Raw genomic sequence first — 17,050 nt, 5'->3', positions numbered from 1 at the left:
GGGCGCGGGTGGCCCGGACAGGGTTACCACTCTAGCGACAAAACGACGCTAATGAAAACTATTGTCATTAGAGATTTATTTGTGTTGCCCGCCGGCGTTGGTTGAGTCAGCGGTCGCTCTCAAGCGTAGCCGGGCGATTCACTGCATGTGAGCAGCCGCGCCGCTGGCAGGTTCAGACAACCGCGGCGCAGCGGCGGCCATAAATGCAGACCCCGCGTCAGGCGCGGGGTCGTCGGGGAGGGAGGTGGCTCAACTGCCGCTCTTGATCTTGGTCCAGGCGCGGGTACGGATGCGTTCGATCTTCTGTGGCAGCGGTTCGACGCTGTACAGCGTTTTCTGCGCTTCTGGTGTCGGAGTCAGGTCTGTGTTCTCGCTGATCGCCTTGTCCACCAGCGGCATGGAATCCTTGTTCGGGTTGGGGTAACCGAGGAAGTCGCTGATCGGCGCGATCACCGTCGGGTCTAGTAGATTGTTGAGGAATTCGTGGGCCTCCTCGACATTCTTGGCGCTTTTGGGAATGGCGAAGGTGTCGAACCAGATGGGCGCGCCTTCCTTGGGCAGGCGCCACTCGACCTTGACGCCGTTGCCGGCCTCCTTGGCGCGGTTGGCGAACTGGTAGAAGCTGCCCGAGTAGCCGATGGCCACGCAGATGTCGCCATTGGCGATGTCGGTCATGTACTTGGCCGAGTGGAAGTAGGTCACGTAGGGACGCACCTTCATCAACAGCTCGGTGGCTTTTTCGTAATCATCCGGGTTGGTGCTGTTGGGCGGCAGGCCCAGGTAATGCAGGGCGATGGGCAGGATTTCGTTGGGCGCATCGAGCATGGTCACGCCGCACTGCTTGAGCTTTTCCATGTTCTCGGGCTTGAACACCAGGTCCCAGCTGTTCACCGGCGCGTCGTCGCCGAGCGCGGCCTTGACCTTGTCCGGGTTGTAACCGATCAGCACGGTGCCGTACATGTAGGGCACGCCGTACTGGTTACCGGGGTCGTTGGTTTCCAGCAGCTTGAGCAGCGCCGGGTCGAGGTGCTTCCAGTTGGGCAGCTTGCTCTTGTCGAGCGGCTGGAACACGCCGGCCTTGATCTGGGTGTCGAGGAACATGTTGGACGGCACCACCAGGTCGTAACCCGAGTTGCCGGTGAGCAACTTGGCTTCCAGCGCTTCGTTGGTCTCGAAGGTGTCCCAGGTCAGCTTGATACCACTCTGCTGCTGAAAGTCCTTGAGGGTTTGCGGCAGGATGTAGTCGGCCCAATTATAGACGCGCAGCTCCCGCGCATCGGCCATGGCGCTGCCGGCCAGCAGGGCAGCGCCGCAGAACGTGGCGCCGAACAGACGGTGGAGGTTTTTCATCGTTATGTGCTCCGTTGTATGCGTGGTTATCGGCAGTTTGCAGGGTCAGGAACCCTCGAAGCCTTCCAGTACGTTCACCGCATTGACGCCGATCTCTTCCACCGCATAGCCGCCCTCCATCACGAACAGGGTGGGTTTGCCGAGGCGCGCGATGCGTTCGCCCATGCGCAGGTAGTCGGGGCTGTCGAGCTTGAACTGGGAAATTGGATCTTCCTTGAACGTGTCCACGCCAAGCGACACCACGATCACATCGGGCGCGTACTCGGTGATGCGTGCGCAGGCCTGTTCCAGGGCGGCGGCCCAGCGATCCCAGCCACTGCCGGCGGCCAGTGGCAGGTTGAGGTTGAAACCCATGCCGGCGCCTTCGCCGATCTCGTCGTGATAGCCGAGAAAGAACGGGAATTCGAAGGACGGGTCGCCATGGATCGAGGTCACCAGCACGTCGTTGCGTGCGTAGAAGATCGACTGGGTGCCATTGCCGTGGTGATAGTCCACATCGAGAATCGCCACCCGCTGGCAGCCGCCGTCTAGAAATGCCTGGGTGGCGATGGCAGCGTTGTTGAGATAGCAGTAGCCACCCATCAGATCGCCAGCGGCGTGATGGCCTGGCGGGCGGCACAGGGCAAAGGCGCTGCCGGCGCCGTCGCTGATCAGCGCCTGGCCGGTGAGAGCGACCTGGGCTGAGCTCCAGGCCGCCTGCCAGGTGCCGGCGGTGATCGGCGCACCGCCGTCGAAACTGTAGTAACCGAGCTGCCCGAGCAGGTTGTCCGGCAGCACGCTGCGCAGCGTACGCGCCGGCCAGGTGAAGGGCAGGATGTCGCCGTCGCGGCCCATCTCCGCCCAACGCGCCCAGGCGCCTTCGAAGAAGCGCAGGTAATCGGCATCGTGGATGCGTTCGATCGGTGCGCGGCCGAACTCGCGCGGTGCGATAACCTCGCCGAGGCCTTGCTGGCGCACGCGTGCCAACACATGGTCGGCCCGTGACGGCATCTCGAAGCAGGGCTTGAGCTCCCCGTCGATGATTTCACAGCGACCATGGTGCAGGTGATGGTCATCGCTATAGATCGTGCGCATGCTCGGCCCTCCGCTTTTGGGTAGCTGCATTCTTGGTCGCATTTCGGCGTCAGGGAAATGAGCGGAGCGGCCAAAAAGGGATAGATGTGGCCACCAGATCGCGCATCGCCGAACCGAATCGGTGCGCCTGACTGCCATGCTGGCGGCGGCTCCGAGTGCCGCCGTCAAGCCAGGGCAGGGCGCCGATAGCGGCTTGGCGAGGTGCCGCTCCAGCGCTGGAAGGCGTGGCGAAAGCTGGCCGTTTCGCTGTAGCCCAGGGCTTCGGCGATACGGGCGATGGGCAGGCGCTCCTCGCCCAGCAGGCGACGCGCCTGTTCGAAACGCAGCTCATCGAGCAGGCTCTGGTAACTGGTGCCCACTTCCTGCAACTGCCGGCGCAGGGTGCGCGACGAACAGCGCAGCTGGCGCGCCAGGCCATCCAGGCCCGGCGAGTCGGGCAATTGGCTGGCGAGTAGCTGGCGTACGCGGCTGATCAGCGCCTGATGGGATAGGAACTCACGATTCAGCTGGCGACAACGTTCCAGGGTGTCGCGGTGGGTCACCGGGTCCGCCAGCGGCAGGCGGCGGTCCAGCCACTGGCTGTCGAAGACGATGACGTTAGCGGCGGCGTTGAACTGCACCGGGCAGCCGAAATCGCGACTGTACTGGCGCTGATAACGCGGCGCGCGGTGGTTGAAACGAGCGGCTTCGAGGGGCAGCTGGCGACCGAGCAGGTCATCGCAGATGAGCTTCAGGGAGGCCAGGCAGAACTCGGTATTGAAGGTGGAGAGCTCCGCAGCGTCGCGGTAATCGCTGGCTTCGATCCACGCCTGCGCGCCATCGCGACGCAGACGCAGTTCGAACAGGGTGCCCAGCAAGGCTGGAAAGCTGAATGCTACCTGTAGCGCTTCACCCAGCGTCGCCGCGGAAAGCAGGCTGAACCCCAGCAAGCCGTAGGACGACACGTGCATGCGCCGGCCCAGCAGCAGGCCAAGATCCTGGCAGCGGGCGGTGGCGTTGCGAAACACCTGACGCTCCTGGGCGATGCTGATGCGCATCTCGGGGCGCTGCAGGTCGGCCGGAGCGATACCGCTGCCGGCCAGCAGTTCGTCGATGCAGGTGCCGTCCTGGCAGAGCGTATCCAGGGCCAGCACGACGGCGTGAAGGGTGGTCAGGTGGGAGTGCTGCATGGGGGCACGCCTTCTCGTAACGGGTCCGAGAATCAGGCAATAAGCATGCCCGTGCCCGGCGTCGCCCGCTTTGGGGTTTTGCCGGGCAGCGTGGCGGGCGGATGTAGAAGAAGGTAACGCCGGGCCAGCCTGCTTGCCTGCCGGGGCTCGACCCGTGCTCAAGAACTGTTCAAGATTTTCGTGCGCATGACGCGGCAGCTGCAAGGCAGAAGCGGCCGTTCGCCGATCCACTGTGGGAGCGCGCCATGCGCGCGAAAAATCGCGGGCATGAACTAGGCGTCCCCGCCCGCTCCCACAGGCACTGCGCCGCTAACCGCTCCCGCCGCTTAGCCGCCAACGTCGGCGAACATGGAATGAAAGATCGTGAACAGGCTCTCAGAGCGCCACGAATAGCAGGAAGGTGCCGAGGATCAGGCGGTAGATCACGTAGGGCAGCATGCCGACGCGATCCAGCGCGGCCAGGAACAGCTTGATGCACAGGAACGCCGAGGCGAACGACAAGCCGATGCCCCAGGCCATGTCGCCCCAGTGCGCGCCATCGCCTTGCTCGATCAGGTGCATCGCCTTGAGGCTGCCAGCGGCGAGAATCAGCGGGATCGACAGCAGGAACGAGAAGCTGGCCGCGCTCTTGCGGTCGAAGCCGAGCATCAGCGCCGCGGTCATGGTGATGCCCGAGCGCGAGGTGCCGGGAATCAGCGCGAGCATCTGCGCCAGGCCGATCAGCAGCGCATGGCGCCAGGTCATGCGGCTCATGTCGGCGTCGCGGCTACCTTTCACGTCGGCCCACCAGAGCACCAGGCCGAAGACGATGGTGGTGGTGCCGATCACCAGCATGGAACGGGTGTACTGCTCGATCAGCGATTCGAACACCAACCCGGCCACGGCGGCCGGAATGGTCGCCAGGATGATCATCCAGCCCATGCGGCTTTCCGGGCTGGCGCGGCGGTGCAGCACATGGCCCAGCCAGCCGCTGACGATGGCGGCGATCTGCTGGCGAAAGGCGAGCACCACGGCCATCAGGGTGCCGACGTGCACGGCGACGTCGAAGGCCTGGCCCTGGTCCGGCCAGCCCAGCAATTGCGAGGGCAGGATCAGGTGAGCGGAAGAGGAAACGGGGATGAATTCGGTGACGCCCTGGATGAGCGAAAGAACGAGCAGGTGTAGCCAGTCCATGGGGTTCCTTAATGAGGGCTAACGGATGCGGAATGCGGGTATGACCCGGCGAGGCTTCATTTTCTCCATCGCAACCTGTCGCCAAGCTGAAATATACGCATACAATTTCGCCGTCAGGCCCGATTCCGCTGCGCTGTGGCGCTGCCCTCGGGCCATGAATTTGCTATCGTGAGCGCCCCGCGGGCCAAGCGCACCGCGGTTCCGTAGACCTCCGAGAAATCCCCCCATGCAATCTGCAGCCCCGTCGGCCCCCGGCCGGCCCCTGACTCGTAGCGATTACAAGACCTTGTCCCTGTCCGCACTCGGCGGCGCACTGGAATTCTACGATTTCATCATTTACGTGTTTTTCGCCACCATCGTCGGCAAGCTGTTCTTCCCGCCGGACATGCCCGACTGGCTGCGTATGCTGCAAACCTTCGGCATCTTCGCTGCCGGCTACCTGGCACGCCCGCTGGGCGGCATCATCATGGCGCACTTCGGCGACCTGATCGGCCGCAAGCGCATGTTCACCCTGAGCATCCTGATGATGGCGGTGCCGACCCTGATCATGGGCCTGCTGCCCACCTACGCGCAGATCGGCATCCTCGCGCCGCTGATGCTGCTGCTGATGCGCATCATCCAGGGCGCGGCGATCGGCGGCGAAGTGCCGGGCGCCTGGGTATTCGTTTCCGAGCACGTGCCGGCGCGCCATATCGGCTACGCCTGCGGAACGCTAACCTGCGGCTTGACCACCGGCATCCTGCTCGGCTCGTTGATGGCCACCCTGATCAACAGCGTGTTCACCGCCGAGCAGGTGCTCGACTGGGCCTGGCGCGTGCCGTTCCTGATCGGCGGCGTGTTCGGCCTGTTCGCCATGTACCTGCGCCAGTGGCTGCACGAAACCCCGGTGTTCACCGAGATGCAGCAGCGCAAGGCCCTGGCCGCGGAGCTGCCGCTGAAAACCGTAGTGCGTGATCATCGCGGCAGCGTGGCGATTTCCGCGCTGCTGACCTGGCTGCTGTCGGCTGGCATCGTGGTGGCGATTCTGATGACGCCGACCTTCCTGCAGACCCTCTACGGCTTCGATGCGGTCACCTCGCTGAAGGCCAACAGCCTGGCCATCGTCATGCTCAGCATCGGCTGCATCGTCAGCGGCGCCCTGTGCGACCGCATTGGTGCCGGCCGGGTGCTGGTGGTCGGCTGCACGGCGCTGGCAGTCTGCGCCTGGCTGTTCTACAGCGGCCTGCATGCCAACCCGCAATGGCTGTTCCCTCTGTATGCGCTGGTCGGCCTGTTCGTCGGCACCATCGGCGCAGTGCCTTTCGTGATGGTGCATGCCTTCCCGGCGGCGGTGCGCTTCAGCGGCCTGTCGTTCTCCTACAACATGTCCTACGCGGTGTTCGGCGGCCTGACCCCGGTGGCGGTGTCGCTGCTGGTCAAATGGAGCCCGCTGGGCCCGGCGTACTACCTGATCGCCTTGTGTGGCGTGGGCGTACTGATTGGGTTGAGCCTGCTGCGCAAGGGACGTTAAGCGCGCGGCTATTTTGCACCTGCCGGCCGAGCCGGTATGGTGCGAGCACGTTAATAACGCGATGGAGAAGCCCATGAGCCTTTACGGCGATTACGATTCGCAGAACATCTTCGCCAAGATCATTCGCGGCGAGATGCCTTGCTACAAGCTGTACGAAGATGACGACGTGCTGGTGTTCCTGGATCTGTTCCCGCAGTCGTTCGGGCACACCCTGGTGATCCCCAAACGCGCCGAGGCCCGCAACCTGCTGGAAATCGATGCCGACAGCCTGATCAAACTGACCCTGGCGGTACAGAAGGTGGCTCGTGTGCTGGCCGACGAGCTGCAGCCCGATGGCGTGCAGATCGCCCAGTTCAATGGCGCGCCCGCCGGGCAGACGGTGTTTCATATCCACATGCACGTGATTCCGCGTTTCGCTGAGCAGGGGCTGCAGAACCACGCCAGTGGCAAGGCCGACCCGGCCGAGCTGGAAAAACTGCAGGCCAGGCTGGTGAAGCGTTTTCAGAGCGCCTGAGCGACGTTCATGGGCCGTCGGAGCTGGGCGGCCTCGTCGAAAAGCTCGTCCGCAGGCCGTAGCCTGCGGGCGAGGCGAGAAACGCAGTCCCGCATCGTTTTCCTGTCAGTGCATCGGCTGGCGTCGATCCTGTTTAGCGCACCCGCCGCTTGAGCCACTGGCTCAGCCACTCGTAGCCGCTGACCAGCAGGATGCCGCCCAGTACCAGCAGGGCGCCGACGATGAAGTTGACCTCCAGTGGTTCGCCCAGCAGCACCACGCCGAATACGATGCCGAACATCGGCGTCATGAATGACAGCACGCCCAGGCGTGACGCCAGGTAATTGCGCAGCAGCCAGAACCACGCCAGGAAGCTGGCGAACGACACCAGCAGCGCCTGGAAGATCAGCCCGCCGATGGCGATCGGCGTCGGGTTGAATCCCAGTTGGCCCGTCACCGCGCAGGCCAGGATCAGCAGCACGAAGCCGCCCAGCAACTGGTAGAACAGCGTCTGCGTGACCGGCGCGTTGGACAGCCGCGAGCAGCGCACCACCACGGTGGTGGCGCCCCAGGCCATGGCGCCGAGCAGGCCCAGCAGGTCACCATACAGTTGCCGCCCGGCGTCCCTGGTTTCCGCGCCGCTGGAACCGCCGGCGAACGACACCACGATGCCCATGAAGGCGACGCCGATACCCAGCCATTGCAAGGGCCGCAGGCGCTCGGCAGGCAGCCGCCAGTGCAGCCCCAGCGCAGCGAAAATCGGCGCCGTGTAGAGAAAGATCACCATATGTGAGGCGCTGGTGTGGCGCAGCCCTTCGCCGACCAGCATGAATTCCAGGGCGAACAGGAAACCCACCACCAGCCCAGGCCGCCAGTTACCGGCGCGCACCCCCAGCCCGTCACGCCGCCACAACATCAGCACCGCCACCAGCAGGGCGGCGATGCCCGAGCGCAGGGCCAGCATCAATACCGGCGCCACGTCGTCGGCGGCAGCCTTGAGCACCACCTGCTGCATGCCCCAGATCATGCACAGGCCAACCATCAGGCCGCCAGCCAGGCCATCGATGTTCTTGCGCGTGTCCATGCGGTTCGCTCGTAAGGGAGTGGGGCGCCATTATGGTGCGGCCAACCGGTGCCGGCCAGCGCGATGGATTTATTGCACGCTTATGGCAATGTGCTTGTCTGTGAGCAGAGCCTGTCGCTCGACATCCCCGTGATTCTCTGGAGAGAACCCATGCGTCTGATCTTCGCCGTACTGCCTCTGCTGGTCCTGGCCGGTTGCTCGTCCTACCAGGCCGATCCCGAAAAGATCACCGACATTCCGAGCGAGCGCCTGCGCGCCTATCAGGAGCCGGTGCAGGGCGGTGGCGAAGTGGTGGTCACCCGTGACCTGGGCCTGATGGGAGGCGGCTGCTACGTGGCCGTACTGGTCGACCGCAAGGTGGCGGCGCGTATCGCCGTCGGTGAACGGGGGCGCTTCCAGGTGCCGGCGGGCAATCGCATCGTCGGCATTGCCGCTGATAGCGAAGATGAAACCCTGTGCGGCAAGGGTCGCCTCAACCGCGAAGTGGCGGTGAAGGTCGAGGCCGGCGGCGTGGCCAATCTGCGCATCGTCAGCCAGAACCGTGGTGGTTTCGACATTCTTCCCGAACAGGCGAGGTAGAATCGTCCTTCACTCGATACCGCACAGGATGTGCCCGTGAAAGATCTACCCATCGCGATCGTCGGCGCTGGCACCGCAGGGTTGGCCAGCGCCATCCTGCTGGCCCGCCAGGGCTGGTCGGTCACTCTCTATGAACGCGTCGCCGACCTGCAGCCGGTGGGCGCCGGCATTCTGCTGCAGCCCTCGGGGCTCGCGGCGCTTCGCCACCTGGGTCTGCTCGATGAATGCACCGCGCTCGGCGCGCCGGTCAGCCGCCTGTTCGGCACCTCGGCCTGCGCTCAGCGGGTGATTCTCGACACCCGCTATGCCCACTGGCAGGCCGACTCCTTTGGTCTCGGCATCCACCGCGGCGTGCTGATGACCGCCTTGCTCAACGCTGCGCGTGCAGCCGGGGTAACCCTGCGCACCGGCGTCTCCATCTCCCGTTTCGTGCAGTCGCCTTCCCACGTGCGCTTGCTGTCCGACGATGGCCAGGGCAACGAAGCCATATTGGGCGAGCACACCGCGCTGATCCTCGCCGACGGCACTCGCTCGCAGCTGCGTGCGCAGATGCAGGTGCGCCAGGCGGTCAAGGCCTATCCCTGGGGCGCGTTGTGGAGCATCGTGCCGACCCCCGAAGGCGCCGACTCCACGGACCTGCGGCAGTGGTACCGCGGCTGCTCGCAGATGTTCGGCATCATGCCGACCGGCTGCACCCACGCCGACCGCCATACGCGTTTGAGCAGCCTGTTCTGGAGCCTTCCAGTCGCCAGCCACGGCACATGGCAAGAGGCCGGGTTGGAAGCCTGGAAGGACGCGGTGCGCAAGCTGGCAGGCGAGCCGGCCGAAGCCTTCCTGCATGCCCTCGAGTCGCCCGAGCGGCTGATGCTGGCCAGCTATGCCGACGTGCGCATGCATCAGTGGCATGACGGTCGCGTACTGGCCATCGGCGACTGCGCCCACGCCATGAGCCCGCAGCTGGGGCAGGGCGCCAATATGGCGCTGGTCGATGCCGTGGTGCTGGGCGATGCCCTGGGCACATGCGGGATTGGCCAGGCTGCCGATCCTGCGGCCTGCTTCGCCGCCTATGGCGCTGTGCGCCGCGCTCACCTGGGTTACTACCGCCAGGCCAGCCGCCTGCTGACGCCGCTGTTCCAGTCGCATAGCGGCGTGCTGGCGGTGCTGCGCGACAGTGCCCTGTTCGTGGCGCGGCATCTGCCCATGGGCCGTCACCACGCGGTGACCACTCTGGTCGGCGCACGCACCGGCTGGCTGCTCTCGGGCAAGGGCGCAGCGCCGTTGCATGCCTGGCGCAAGCCGTCTGTGCCAGTGCCGGTGCTGGAGCCGACGTCGGCTTAGGCCGGCGCTTGCGCCTTCTGCACCCGCCAGGCCCAGAGAAACATCAGCAGGCCGGCGACCGCGGTCGCCGCGCCGATGTAACCCGTCGAGGTCCAGCCGAAACCGGCGCTGATGGCCAGGCCACCGAGCCACGGGCCCAAGGCGTTGGCGATGTTGAAAGCGGCATGGTTGGAGGCTGCGGCCAGGGTCTGGGCGCCGGTGGCCACGTCCATCAGGTGGGTCTGCAAGGCCGGCGATAGCGCGGCGATGGTGCCCAAGGCCAGAATCGCTGGCAGCACCGTCCAGATCGAGTGCGTGGCCGCGGGCAGTACCAGCAGCACCAGCGCGCTCCACAGCAGGATCCACGCCACCGACTTGAAGCGCAGGCGGTCGAACAGCCAGCCGCCGGCCATGTTGCCGAGAATGCAGCCGACGCCGAACACCGCCATGGCCACCGGGATCATGCCCGGGCTGACCCGGGTGACTTCCAGCAGCGTTGGCGCCATGTAGCTGAACACGCAGAACATGCCGGCGAAGCCGATCGAGCCGATGCCCAGGGCCAGCCAAATCGGTGCGCGATTGAAGGCGCGCAGTTCGTTGATCGGGCTGCTGCGCACCTCGCTGCGATCCAGCGGCAACAGCAGGGCGATCATCGCCACGGTGGCCAGGGCAATCACGCTGACCAGCGCGAAGGCATAGCGCCAGCTCACGCTCTGGCCCAGCCAGGTGGCCAGCGGGTTGCCGATCAGAATCGCCACGCTGAGGCCCATCAGCACCCGGCTGACGGCCTTGGCACGTTTGTGCGGCGGCGCCATGGAGGCGGCCACCAGCATGGCTACGCCGAAGTAGGCACCGTGGGGCAGGCCGGCGAAGAAGCGAAACACCAGTAGCGATAGGTAGTCAGGCGCCAGGGCGCTGGCCAGGTTGCCGACCGCGAACACGCCCATCAGCAGCAACAGCAGGTGCTTGCGTAGCAGGCGCGAGCCCAGCAGTGCGAGGATCGGCGCACCGACCACCACGCCCAGGGCGTAGCTGCTGATCACATGGCCGACCTGGGGTTCGCTGACGCCCAGATCCTGGGCTACGTTGGGCATCAGGCCCATGATGGAAAATTCGCTGGTGCCGATGGCGAAGCCGCCAAGTGCCAGGGCCAGTTCGATCAGCAGGATCGCCCCAGCACTCAGGCGCGGGGCGGCGTGGGCGGAGCCACTCATGGTTTACCTCATGGGGTGCGGCGAATCAGGCGGGGCATTATTCACACATTGGCAGGCCGAGAAAACCATCGTGACCTGCGCAGCTTTCAGCGATAGCGCTGCAGGATGGCGGCGAACTCGCCGTTTTCCTCCATCTGGCGCATCGCTTGGAGCAGTGCCTGGGTGGGGACGTCAGGTGCATCACGGATCAGGCATGCGACCTCGACGTGGGTCAGTTCATGCACTTCATGAAGTTTTTCGGGCTCGCTACGGCCGCGGTTGAACCACAGCAGGGCCAGCTCGTTGGTGACCGCATAATCGTAACGTCCGGCTGCCAGCTTTCTCAGTACCAATCCTTGCGTGCGCGCATCGTCGCGTTGCAACTGCCCGGCGGCGAACAGAGCTTCCAGTGTCGGATAGTGAAAGCCCAGAACCGTGCCGATCGACTGCATGGTGAGTTGTTCGGGAGCGACAGGTTGTGCGGAGCGGCTGACCAGCAGATCACGTTGCAGCATGAATGGTACGCTCCAGGCATAACCTGGGTAGGGCGTGTCCAGCCACGTCGGGTTGACGTAGCAGCGCACGTCGATCTCCTGATTCAGCAACGCGCGATGCACCCGCATGCGCGGCATCACCTGCAGGTCGGCACGGCGGCCGACTTTTTCGGACACCTGGATGGCCAGGTCATGGAGAATGCCGTCGACCGCTTCGCCGTTGCTGATGAGTACCATCGGCATTACGCCGCTTTCGGTGATCGAGAAGCGCAGCGGGGCTTGCTCGGCCAGGCAGGTGCCGCTCATCAGGGCAAGCGCCAGAGCGAGCCGGTACGCCGGGTTGTGGCGAACCAGTCGGGACAGGATGGTGTCGCAACGGTAGGTGGTCTGAAATCTGGTCATCGGTCGCTCGCGGTATGCTGAACGTTCGCCCATTGCAGAGCACGAAATTTTCAGATTACTGTTTTAAAAGGCTTTTTATGTGGTTCGATTGACTCAGCTTATTGGTTTGATGCTTTCAATCAATGGGCTCTTTGTTCCACATAGGGCTACTATCCCTCCTGTAAATTTTTCAACCCTCGAAGGAGTTCACAGATGTCTTTGATTAACACTCAAGTTCAGCCGTTCAAGGTCAATGCCTTTCACAATGGCAAATTCATCGAAGTCACCGAAGAAAGCCTGAAAGGCAAGTGGTCGGTACTGATCTTCATGCCCGCCGCGTTCACCTTCAACTGCCCGACCGAGATCGAAGACGCCGCCAACAACTACGAAGCTTTCCAGAAGGCTGGCGCCGAGGTCTACATCGTGACCACCGACACCCACTTCTCCCACAAGGTATGGCACGAAACCTCGCCGGCCGTTGGCAAAGCCAAGTTCCCGCTGATCGGCGACCCGACTCACCAGCTGACCAACGCTTTCGGCGTGCACATCGCTGAAGAAGGCCTGGCACTGCGCGGCACCTTCGTGATCAACCCGGAAGGCCAGATCAAGACCGTCGAAATCCACTCCAACGAGATCGCTCGTGACGTGGCCGAGACCCTGCGCAAACTGCAAGCCGCTCAGTACACCGCTGCCCACCCGGGCGAAGTGTGCCCAGCCAAGTGGAAAGAAGGCGCTCAGACTCTGGCTCCTTCCCTGGACCTGGTCGGCAAGATCTAAAAACGGCCGGGAAACTACTGCGCGTCGTCGATGCGGCGTTGAAACCAGGCTCGGGCTCGTCATTTACAGCTCGTAAACTCCTCGCCCGAGCCTGATTTCGCCTTGCCTCGACACCGCTCGCTACGTTTCCCAATCCGTTTTCCGCGCAGACCAAATCAACCGCTGATTCTGGAAGCGCGCCCGAACGCCCGGGCGTAACCCGCCCGGGCGTTTTATTGCCCGAATTTCGTCATTGAGGACTCGTATATGTTGGACGCAACCCTTAAAACCCAGTTGAAGGCGTACCTGGAAAAGGTCAGCCAGCCGTTCGAGATCGTCGCGTCCCTCGATGACAGCGACAAGTCCCAGGAGCTCAAAGGCCTCTTGGACGATATCGTCAGCCTGACCGACAAGATCACCCTGAAAACCGATGGCAATGATGCCCGCAAACCATCGTTCGCGCTGAATCGCCCGAATGGCAACATTAGCCTGCGTTTCGCCGGTTTGCCGATGGGCCACGAATTCACTTCGCTGGTGCTGGCCCTGCTGCAAGTCGGTGGCCACCCGTCGAAGCTGGCGGCCGAGGTGATCGAGCAGATCCAGAATCTGGAAGGCGAATTCAACTTCGAGACCTATTTCTCGCTGTCCTGCCAGAACTGCCCGGACGTGGTCCAGGCGCTGAACCTGATGGCCGTGCTCAACCCGAATATCCGCCACGTCGCCATCGACGGCGCGCTGTTCCAGGATGAAGTCGAGTCCCGCCAGATCATGTCGGTACCGAGCATCTACCTGAACGGCGAACTGTTCGGCCAGGGCCGTATGGACGCCGAGCAGATTCTCGCCAAGATCGACACCGGCGCCTCGGCCCGTGATGCCGAGAAGCTGAACGCCAAGGAAGCCTTCGACGTGCTGGTCATTGGCGGCGGCCCGGCTGGCGCTGCAGCTGCCATCTACGCCGCCCGTAAAGGCATCCGCACCGGCGTCGCCGCCGAGCGTTTCGGCGGCCAGGTGCTCGACACCATGGCCATCGAGAACTTCATCTCGGTCCAGGAAACCGAAGGCCCGAAACTGGCCCGCGCCCTGGAAGAGCACGTCAAGCAGTACGAAGTCGACATCATGAACCTGCAGCGTGCCAGCGCGCTGATCCCGGCTTCCAGCGAAGGCGGCCTGCATGAAGTGAAGTTCGAGAGCGGTGCGAGTCTGAAAGCCAAGACCGTGATTCTGTCCACTGGCGCCCGCTGGAGAGAGATGAACGTGCCGGGCGAGAAGGAGTACCGCAACAAGGGCGTGGCCTACTGCCCGCACTGCGACGGCCCGCTGTTCAAAGGCAAGCGCGTGGCGGTGGTCGGCGGTGGCAACTCCGGCGTGGAAGCGGCCATCGACTTGGCCGGTATCGTCGCCGAGGTAACCCTGCTCGAGTACGACAGCAAGCTGCGCGCCGACGCCGTGCTGCAGAAGAAGCTCTACAGCCTGCCCAACGTCAAGGTGATCACCAGCGCCCTGACCAGTGAAGTGAAAGGCGACGGCCAGAAGGTCACCGGCCTGGTCTACAAGGATCGCAACTCCGACGCGTTCATCCCGGTAGAGCTGGAAGGCATCTTCGTGCAGATCGGCCTGCTGCCCAACTCCGAGTGGCTCAAGGGCTCGGTCGAGCTGTCGGACCGCGGCGAGATCATCGTCGACGCCCGTGGCGAAACCTCGCTGCCCGGCATCTTCGCCGCTGGCGACGTGACCACCGTGCCGTACAAGCAGATCGTCATCGCCGTGGGTGAGGGCGCCAAGGCTTCGCTCAGCGCGTTCGATCACCTGATCCGTAGTTGATCAACCGAGTTGGATGTACGAAAGGCGGGCCTGATGGTCCGCCTTTTTCATTTCTGTGTTTTCCTACGCCCCGCAGGAAAATTGCTGGCGAGCCGACTCCTACGCCGCGCCGGGCGGCACGACTGTAGCCGATGGCGCAGCCTCGGAAGATTCCGGGTCAAGGATGCACTTTGCTTGCCGGGGAATGGGCTCGGAGATGGATCTCGCAATGGCCACATTTGAATTGTGGGAGCCGCGACCCCGCGGCGAATGCTAGGCAACCCGCAAATATTCAGGATGGCCACAACCGCATTCGCGCCGGGTCGACGCTCCTACCCGATTGGAGTCGAATCCTATAGCGCGAGAGGGCGGATCTTTTCGCTGGGTCGGATTACTCAGTCGGTCTCATCGTCACGGATCAGCACGTAGCTGCTGCCGTTCTCGTCGTCCAGGCGCTCGCAAATGAAGTACATCTCGACCTTGCCCGCGTTCATGGCGGCCAGCAGGTCACCGGCCTGGGGCGTGAAAAAGGCTTTGGAACCCGGCTTGGCTTCGCAGGCGATCAGCGCGGTGACGAACAGTGCCGGGTCGGTGCCGTCGAAGTAATCCTCGCGTTCGGCAGCGTCCCACTCCTGGGGCGGCTCGAACGGGCCGGTGAACAGCACCTTGGCATCGCCCAGGTCTTCTTCCTCGGCGTCCAGGTCGTCCTCGTCCGGGCGATAGACCGTGCAATCCAGGGCGTCGGCGGCGTCCAGCACGTGCTGGCGGTTTGGGTCATCGGCTAGGGACACGGTAGCTCCGCTGATTCAGTAAATGAAGGCGCCAGTGTGCGGCGGCGCACCGCGCGCTGCAATCGTCACCTGTGCATTTCCTCGGCGCCGGGAACCTGCGATGCTGCGGCCACCGTGAATACAGCAACGAGCAGAGCCATGAAGATCAGTTCGGATTTCGACAGCGGCAACATCCTCGTGCAGGACGCCAGCGACCCGCACAAGGTGCTGCTGGCCATGCGCAAGGACCTCAACAGCGACCATTTCCAGTGGTTTCATTTTCACGTCGAGGGCCTGACTCCCGGCGCGCGCCACGACTTCAGCATCACCAATGCCGGGCAGTCGGCCTACAGCCATGCCTGGACGGGCTACCACGCCGCCGCTTCGTACGACCAGCAGAGCTGGTTCCGGGTGCCGAGCCGTTTCGAAAATGGCGCGCTGCACTTCGGCCTGGAGCCTGAGCAGGCGCAGATCTGGTTCGCCTATTTCGAACCCTACAGCCGTGAGCGCCACGCCGCGCTGATCGAGCAGGCACTGGCCTTGCCAGGTGTCGAACTGCAGGCCTGCGGGCACAGCCTCGAGGGCCGCGATATCGAGCTGTTGCGCGTGCATCGTCATGCGAGCGCGACGCGCAAGGTATGGATCATCGCCCAGCAGCATCCGGGCGAGCACATGGCCGAGTGGTTCATGGAGGGCATCATCAAGCGCCTTGGCGATGCCGGCGATAGTGAACTGGACACCTTGTTGCAGCAGGCCGATCTGTATCTGGTGCCGAACATGAATCCGGACGGCGCGTTCCGCGGCCATCTGCGCACCAATGCAGCGGGTCAGGATCTCAATCGCGCCTGGCAGTCGGCGAGCCTGGAGCGAAGCCCGGAGGTCCTTTTCGTCCAGCAGGTGATGCGCGATGTTGGCGTGGATCTGTTTCTCGATATCCACGGCGACGAGGAAATTCCCCACGTATTCACCGCCGGCTGCGAAGGCAACCCGGGCTTCACGCCACGCCTGGAAGCCCTGGAAACCGAGTTTCGCCAGCGCCTGGTGGACAGTGGTGCCGAGTTCCAGACGCGTTTCGGCTACCCGCGCAGCGCACCGGGCCGGGCTAACCTGAACCTGGCCTGCAATGCAGTCGGGCAGGCGTTCGATTGCCTGTCGTTCACCCTGGAGATGCCCTTCAAGGACCATGACGACACGCCGAACCCAACGACCGGCTGGAGCGGCGAGCGCTCGATGAAACTGGCGGGCGACATGCTCGGCGTGATCGGCCAGATGGTCGGCCGCCTGCGCTGATCAGGCATGCTCGTGCAGGGTGCCTTGTTCATCCTGCGTGGCCTGCAACTCCTGGAGGGTCTGCATCTTTTCGGCGATTTCCCGTTCCGCCGCGGCGCGCTGCTCAGGGGGCAGGTTCTCCAGTTCTTCCTCGGTCATGCCGACTTCCTTGAGGATCTTGTCACGCATCTTCTCCGCCGGCGTCATGGCCATGTAGGCCATGAATTCATCCACGGCGCTCGGCTTGGCCAGGGCTTTTGCCTCGTCGCCGGTCGACAGTGCGCCCGCGCTCTGCCCATCGTCACCGCTGGGCGGGTTGGACGTGCTGTTGAGGGTGACGAGCATCCGTGCGAAGGCTTCGTCGTACGCCTGCTGGTGGGCGTTGGCGTCATCGCTCTTGAACGCCGGGGCTACCCGCTCGTTCTCGCGTGGTTTGCCGGGCTCGACAAGAAGGGCTGCATCGCTGCTTTTCTTGAAGTCCAGTTCCTCGGCGCGGGTGCGCTGCAGCGCAGTGCTCATGCCGTAGTGGGTGAGCGAACCGATGATGCTCATGGCGTGCCTCCTTGACCGTGAACCTGTAGCTCAGCAAGGCCTGTGCCATGCCGCTGCGTGGTGGTAACTGGCTGATATCGATAGTT

General features: G+C 63.9%; 16 protein-coding genes. 7 read left to right on the top strand and 9 right to left on the bottom strand.

The genetic code is table 11. The annotated features are described in order from the left end of the window. Positions 1–249: 249 nt before the first annotated feature. From BVH06_RS18455 to BVH06_RS18440, 4 genes are all read right to left on the bottom strand, one after another. Complete coding sequence (locus BVH06_RS18455) at positions 250–1,350, bottom strand: polyamine ABC transporter substrate-binding protein (protein ID WP_075931984.1); 1,101 nt, start codon at positions 1,348–1,350, stop codon at positions 250–252. 45 nt (positions 1,351–1,395) lie between these two features. Beyond that, complete coding sequence (locus tag BVH06_RS18450) at positions 1,396–2,424, bottom strand: histone deacetylase family protein (protein WP_075935040.1); 1,029 nt, start codon at positions 2,422–2,424, stop codon at positions 1,396–1,398. Positions 2,425–2,588: 164 nt separating this feature from the next. Further along, positions 2,589–3,593, bottom strand: a complete 1,005-nt coding sequence (locus BVH06_RS18445) for an AraC family transcriptional regulator (protein ID WP_075931982.1) — start codon at positions 3,591–3,593, stop codon at positions 2,589–2,591. A 375-nt stretch (positions 3,594–3,968) separates the two neighbouring features. Beyond that, on the bottom strand, positions 3,969–4,766 hold the full coding sequence (locus tag BVH06_RS18440) for an undecaprenyl-diphosphate phosphatase (RefSeq protein ID WP_075931981.1): 798 nt from the start codon (positions 4,764–4,766) through the stop codon (positions 3,969–3,971). Between the two features lie 226 nt (positions 4,767–4,992). Here BVH06_RS18440 and BVH06_RS18435 point away from each other — a divergent pair, with 226 nt between their 5' ends. Next, positions 4,993–6,276, top strand: a complete 1,284-nt coding sequence (locus tag BVH06_RS18435; protein ID WP_075935039.1) for an MFS transporter — start codon at positions 4,993–4,995, stop codon at positions 6,274–6,276. 73 nt (positions 6,277–6,349) lie between these two features. Continuing rightward, a complete protein-coding gene (locus tag BVH06_RS18430; protein WP_075935038.1) occupies positions 6,350–6,790 on the top strand; it encodes an HIT family protein in 441 nt (146 codons plus the stop codon). Positions 6,791–6,923: 133 nt separating this feature from the next. Here the strand turns inward: BVH06_RS18430 and BVH06_RS18425 are convergent, their stop codons facing one another. Then, on the bottom strand, positions 6,924–7,853 hold the full coding sequence (locus BVH06_RS18425; protein WP_075935037.1) for a DMT family transporter: 930 nt from the start codon (positions 7,851–7,853) through the stop codon (positions 6,924–6,926). A 150-nt stretch (positions 7,854–8,003) separates the two neighbouring features. Here BVH06_RS18425 and BVH06_RS18420 point away from each other — a divergent pair, with 150 nt between their 5' ends. Both BVH06_RS18420 and BVH06_RS18415 read left to right on the top strand, forming a co-directional pair. Then, entirely contained in the window at positions 8,004–8,432 is a 429-nt protein-coding gene (locus BVH06_RS18420; protein ID WP_075931977.1) for a 3-isopropylmalate dehydratase, read from the top strand. 36 nt (positions 8,433–8,468) lie between these two features. Then, complete coding sequence (locus BVH06_RS18415; protein ID WP_075935036.1) at positions 8,469–9,770, top strand: NAD(P)/FAD-dependent oxidoreductase; 1,302 nt, start codon at positions 8,469–8,471, stop codon at positions 9,768–9,770. On the opposite strand, the gene BVH06_RS18410 is transcribed toward BVH06_RS18415, so the two are convergent. Next, positions 9,767–10,963 carry an MFS transporter gene (locus BVH06_RS18410; protein WP_075935035.1) on the bottom strand — a complete coding sequence of 399 codons (1,197 nt, stop codon included), beginning with the start codon at positions 10,961–10,963 and terminating at the stop codon, positions 9,767–9,769. The two genes, BVH06_RS18415 and BVH06_RS18410, sit on opposite strands and share 4 nt — an antisense overlap. A gap of 86 nt (positions 10,964–11,049) precedes the next feature. After that, positions 11,050–11,838, bottom strand: coding sequence for an ABC transporter substrate-binding protein (locus BVH06_RS18405; RefSeq protein ID WP_083652105.1), 789 nt, complete (start codon positions 11,836–11,838; stop codon positions 11,050–11,052). 192 nt (positions 11,839–12,030) lie between these two features. On the opposite strand from BVH06_RS18405, the gene ahpC reads away from it, so the two are divergent. Continuing rightward, positions 12,031–12,594 (top strand): alkyl hydroperoxide reductase subunit C, encoded by a 564-nt coding sequence (gene ahpC, locus BVH06_RS18400; RefSeq protein WP_013790773.1) that lies wholly within the window; start codon positions 12,031–12,033, stop codon positions 12,592–12,594. A gap of 246 nt (positions 12,595–12,840) precedes the next feature. Then, positions 12,841–14,394: an alkyl hydroperoxide reductase subunit F gene (ahpF, locus tag BVH06_RS18395; protein WP_075935034.1), complete on the top strand. Its 1,554-nt coding sequence runs from the start codon at positions 12,841–12,843 to the stop codon at positions 14,392–14,394. A 374-nt stretch (positions 14,395–14,768) separates the two neighbouring features. Here the strand turns inward: ahpF and BVH06_RS18390 are convergent, their stop codons facing one another. Beyond that, positions 14,769–15,164: a hypothetical protein gene (locus tag BVH06_RS18390; RefSeq protein WP_075935033.1), complete on the bottom strand. Its 396-nt coding sequence runs from the start codon at positions 15,162–15,164 to the stop codon at positions 14,769–14,771. 138 nt (positions 15,165–15,302) lie between these two features. Between BVH06_RS18390 and BVH06_RS18385 the strand changes: the two genes are divergently transcribed. Then, the gene (locus BVH06_RS18385) at positions 15,303–16,433 is read left to right on the top strand and encodes a M14-type cytosolic carboxypeptidase (RefSeq protein WP_075935032.1); all 1,131 of its coding nucleotides are present in this window, start codon (positions 15,303–15,305) and stop codon (positions 16,431–16,433) included. On the opposite strand, the gene BVH06_RS18380 is transcribed toward BVH06_RS18385, so the two are convergent. Beyond that, positions 16,434–16,964 (bottom strand): hypothetical protein, encoded by a 531-nt coding sequence (locus BVH06_RS18380; protein WP_075935031.1) that lies wholly within the window; start codon positions 16,962–16,964, stop codon positions 16,434–16,436. Positions 16,965–17,050 lie beyond the last annotated feature (86 nt).

It is taken from the genome of Pseudomonas sp. PA27(2017) (assembly GCF_001945445.1).
Taxonomy (GTDB): domain Bacteria; phylum Pseudomonadota; class Gammaproteobacteria; order Pseudomonadales; family Pseudomonadaceae; genus Aquipseudomonas.
The sequence above is the reverse complement of the archived record's forward strand: the minus strand, read 5'-3'. Positions and strand labels throughout refer to the sequence as shown.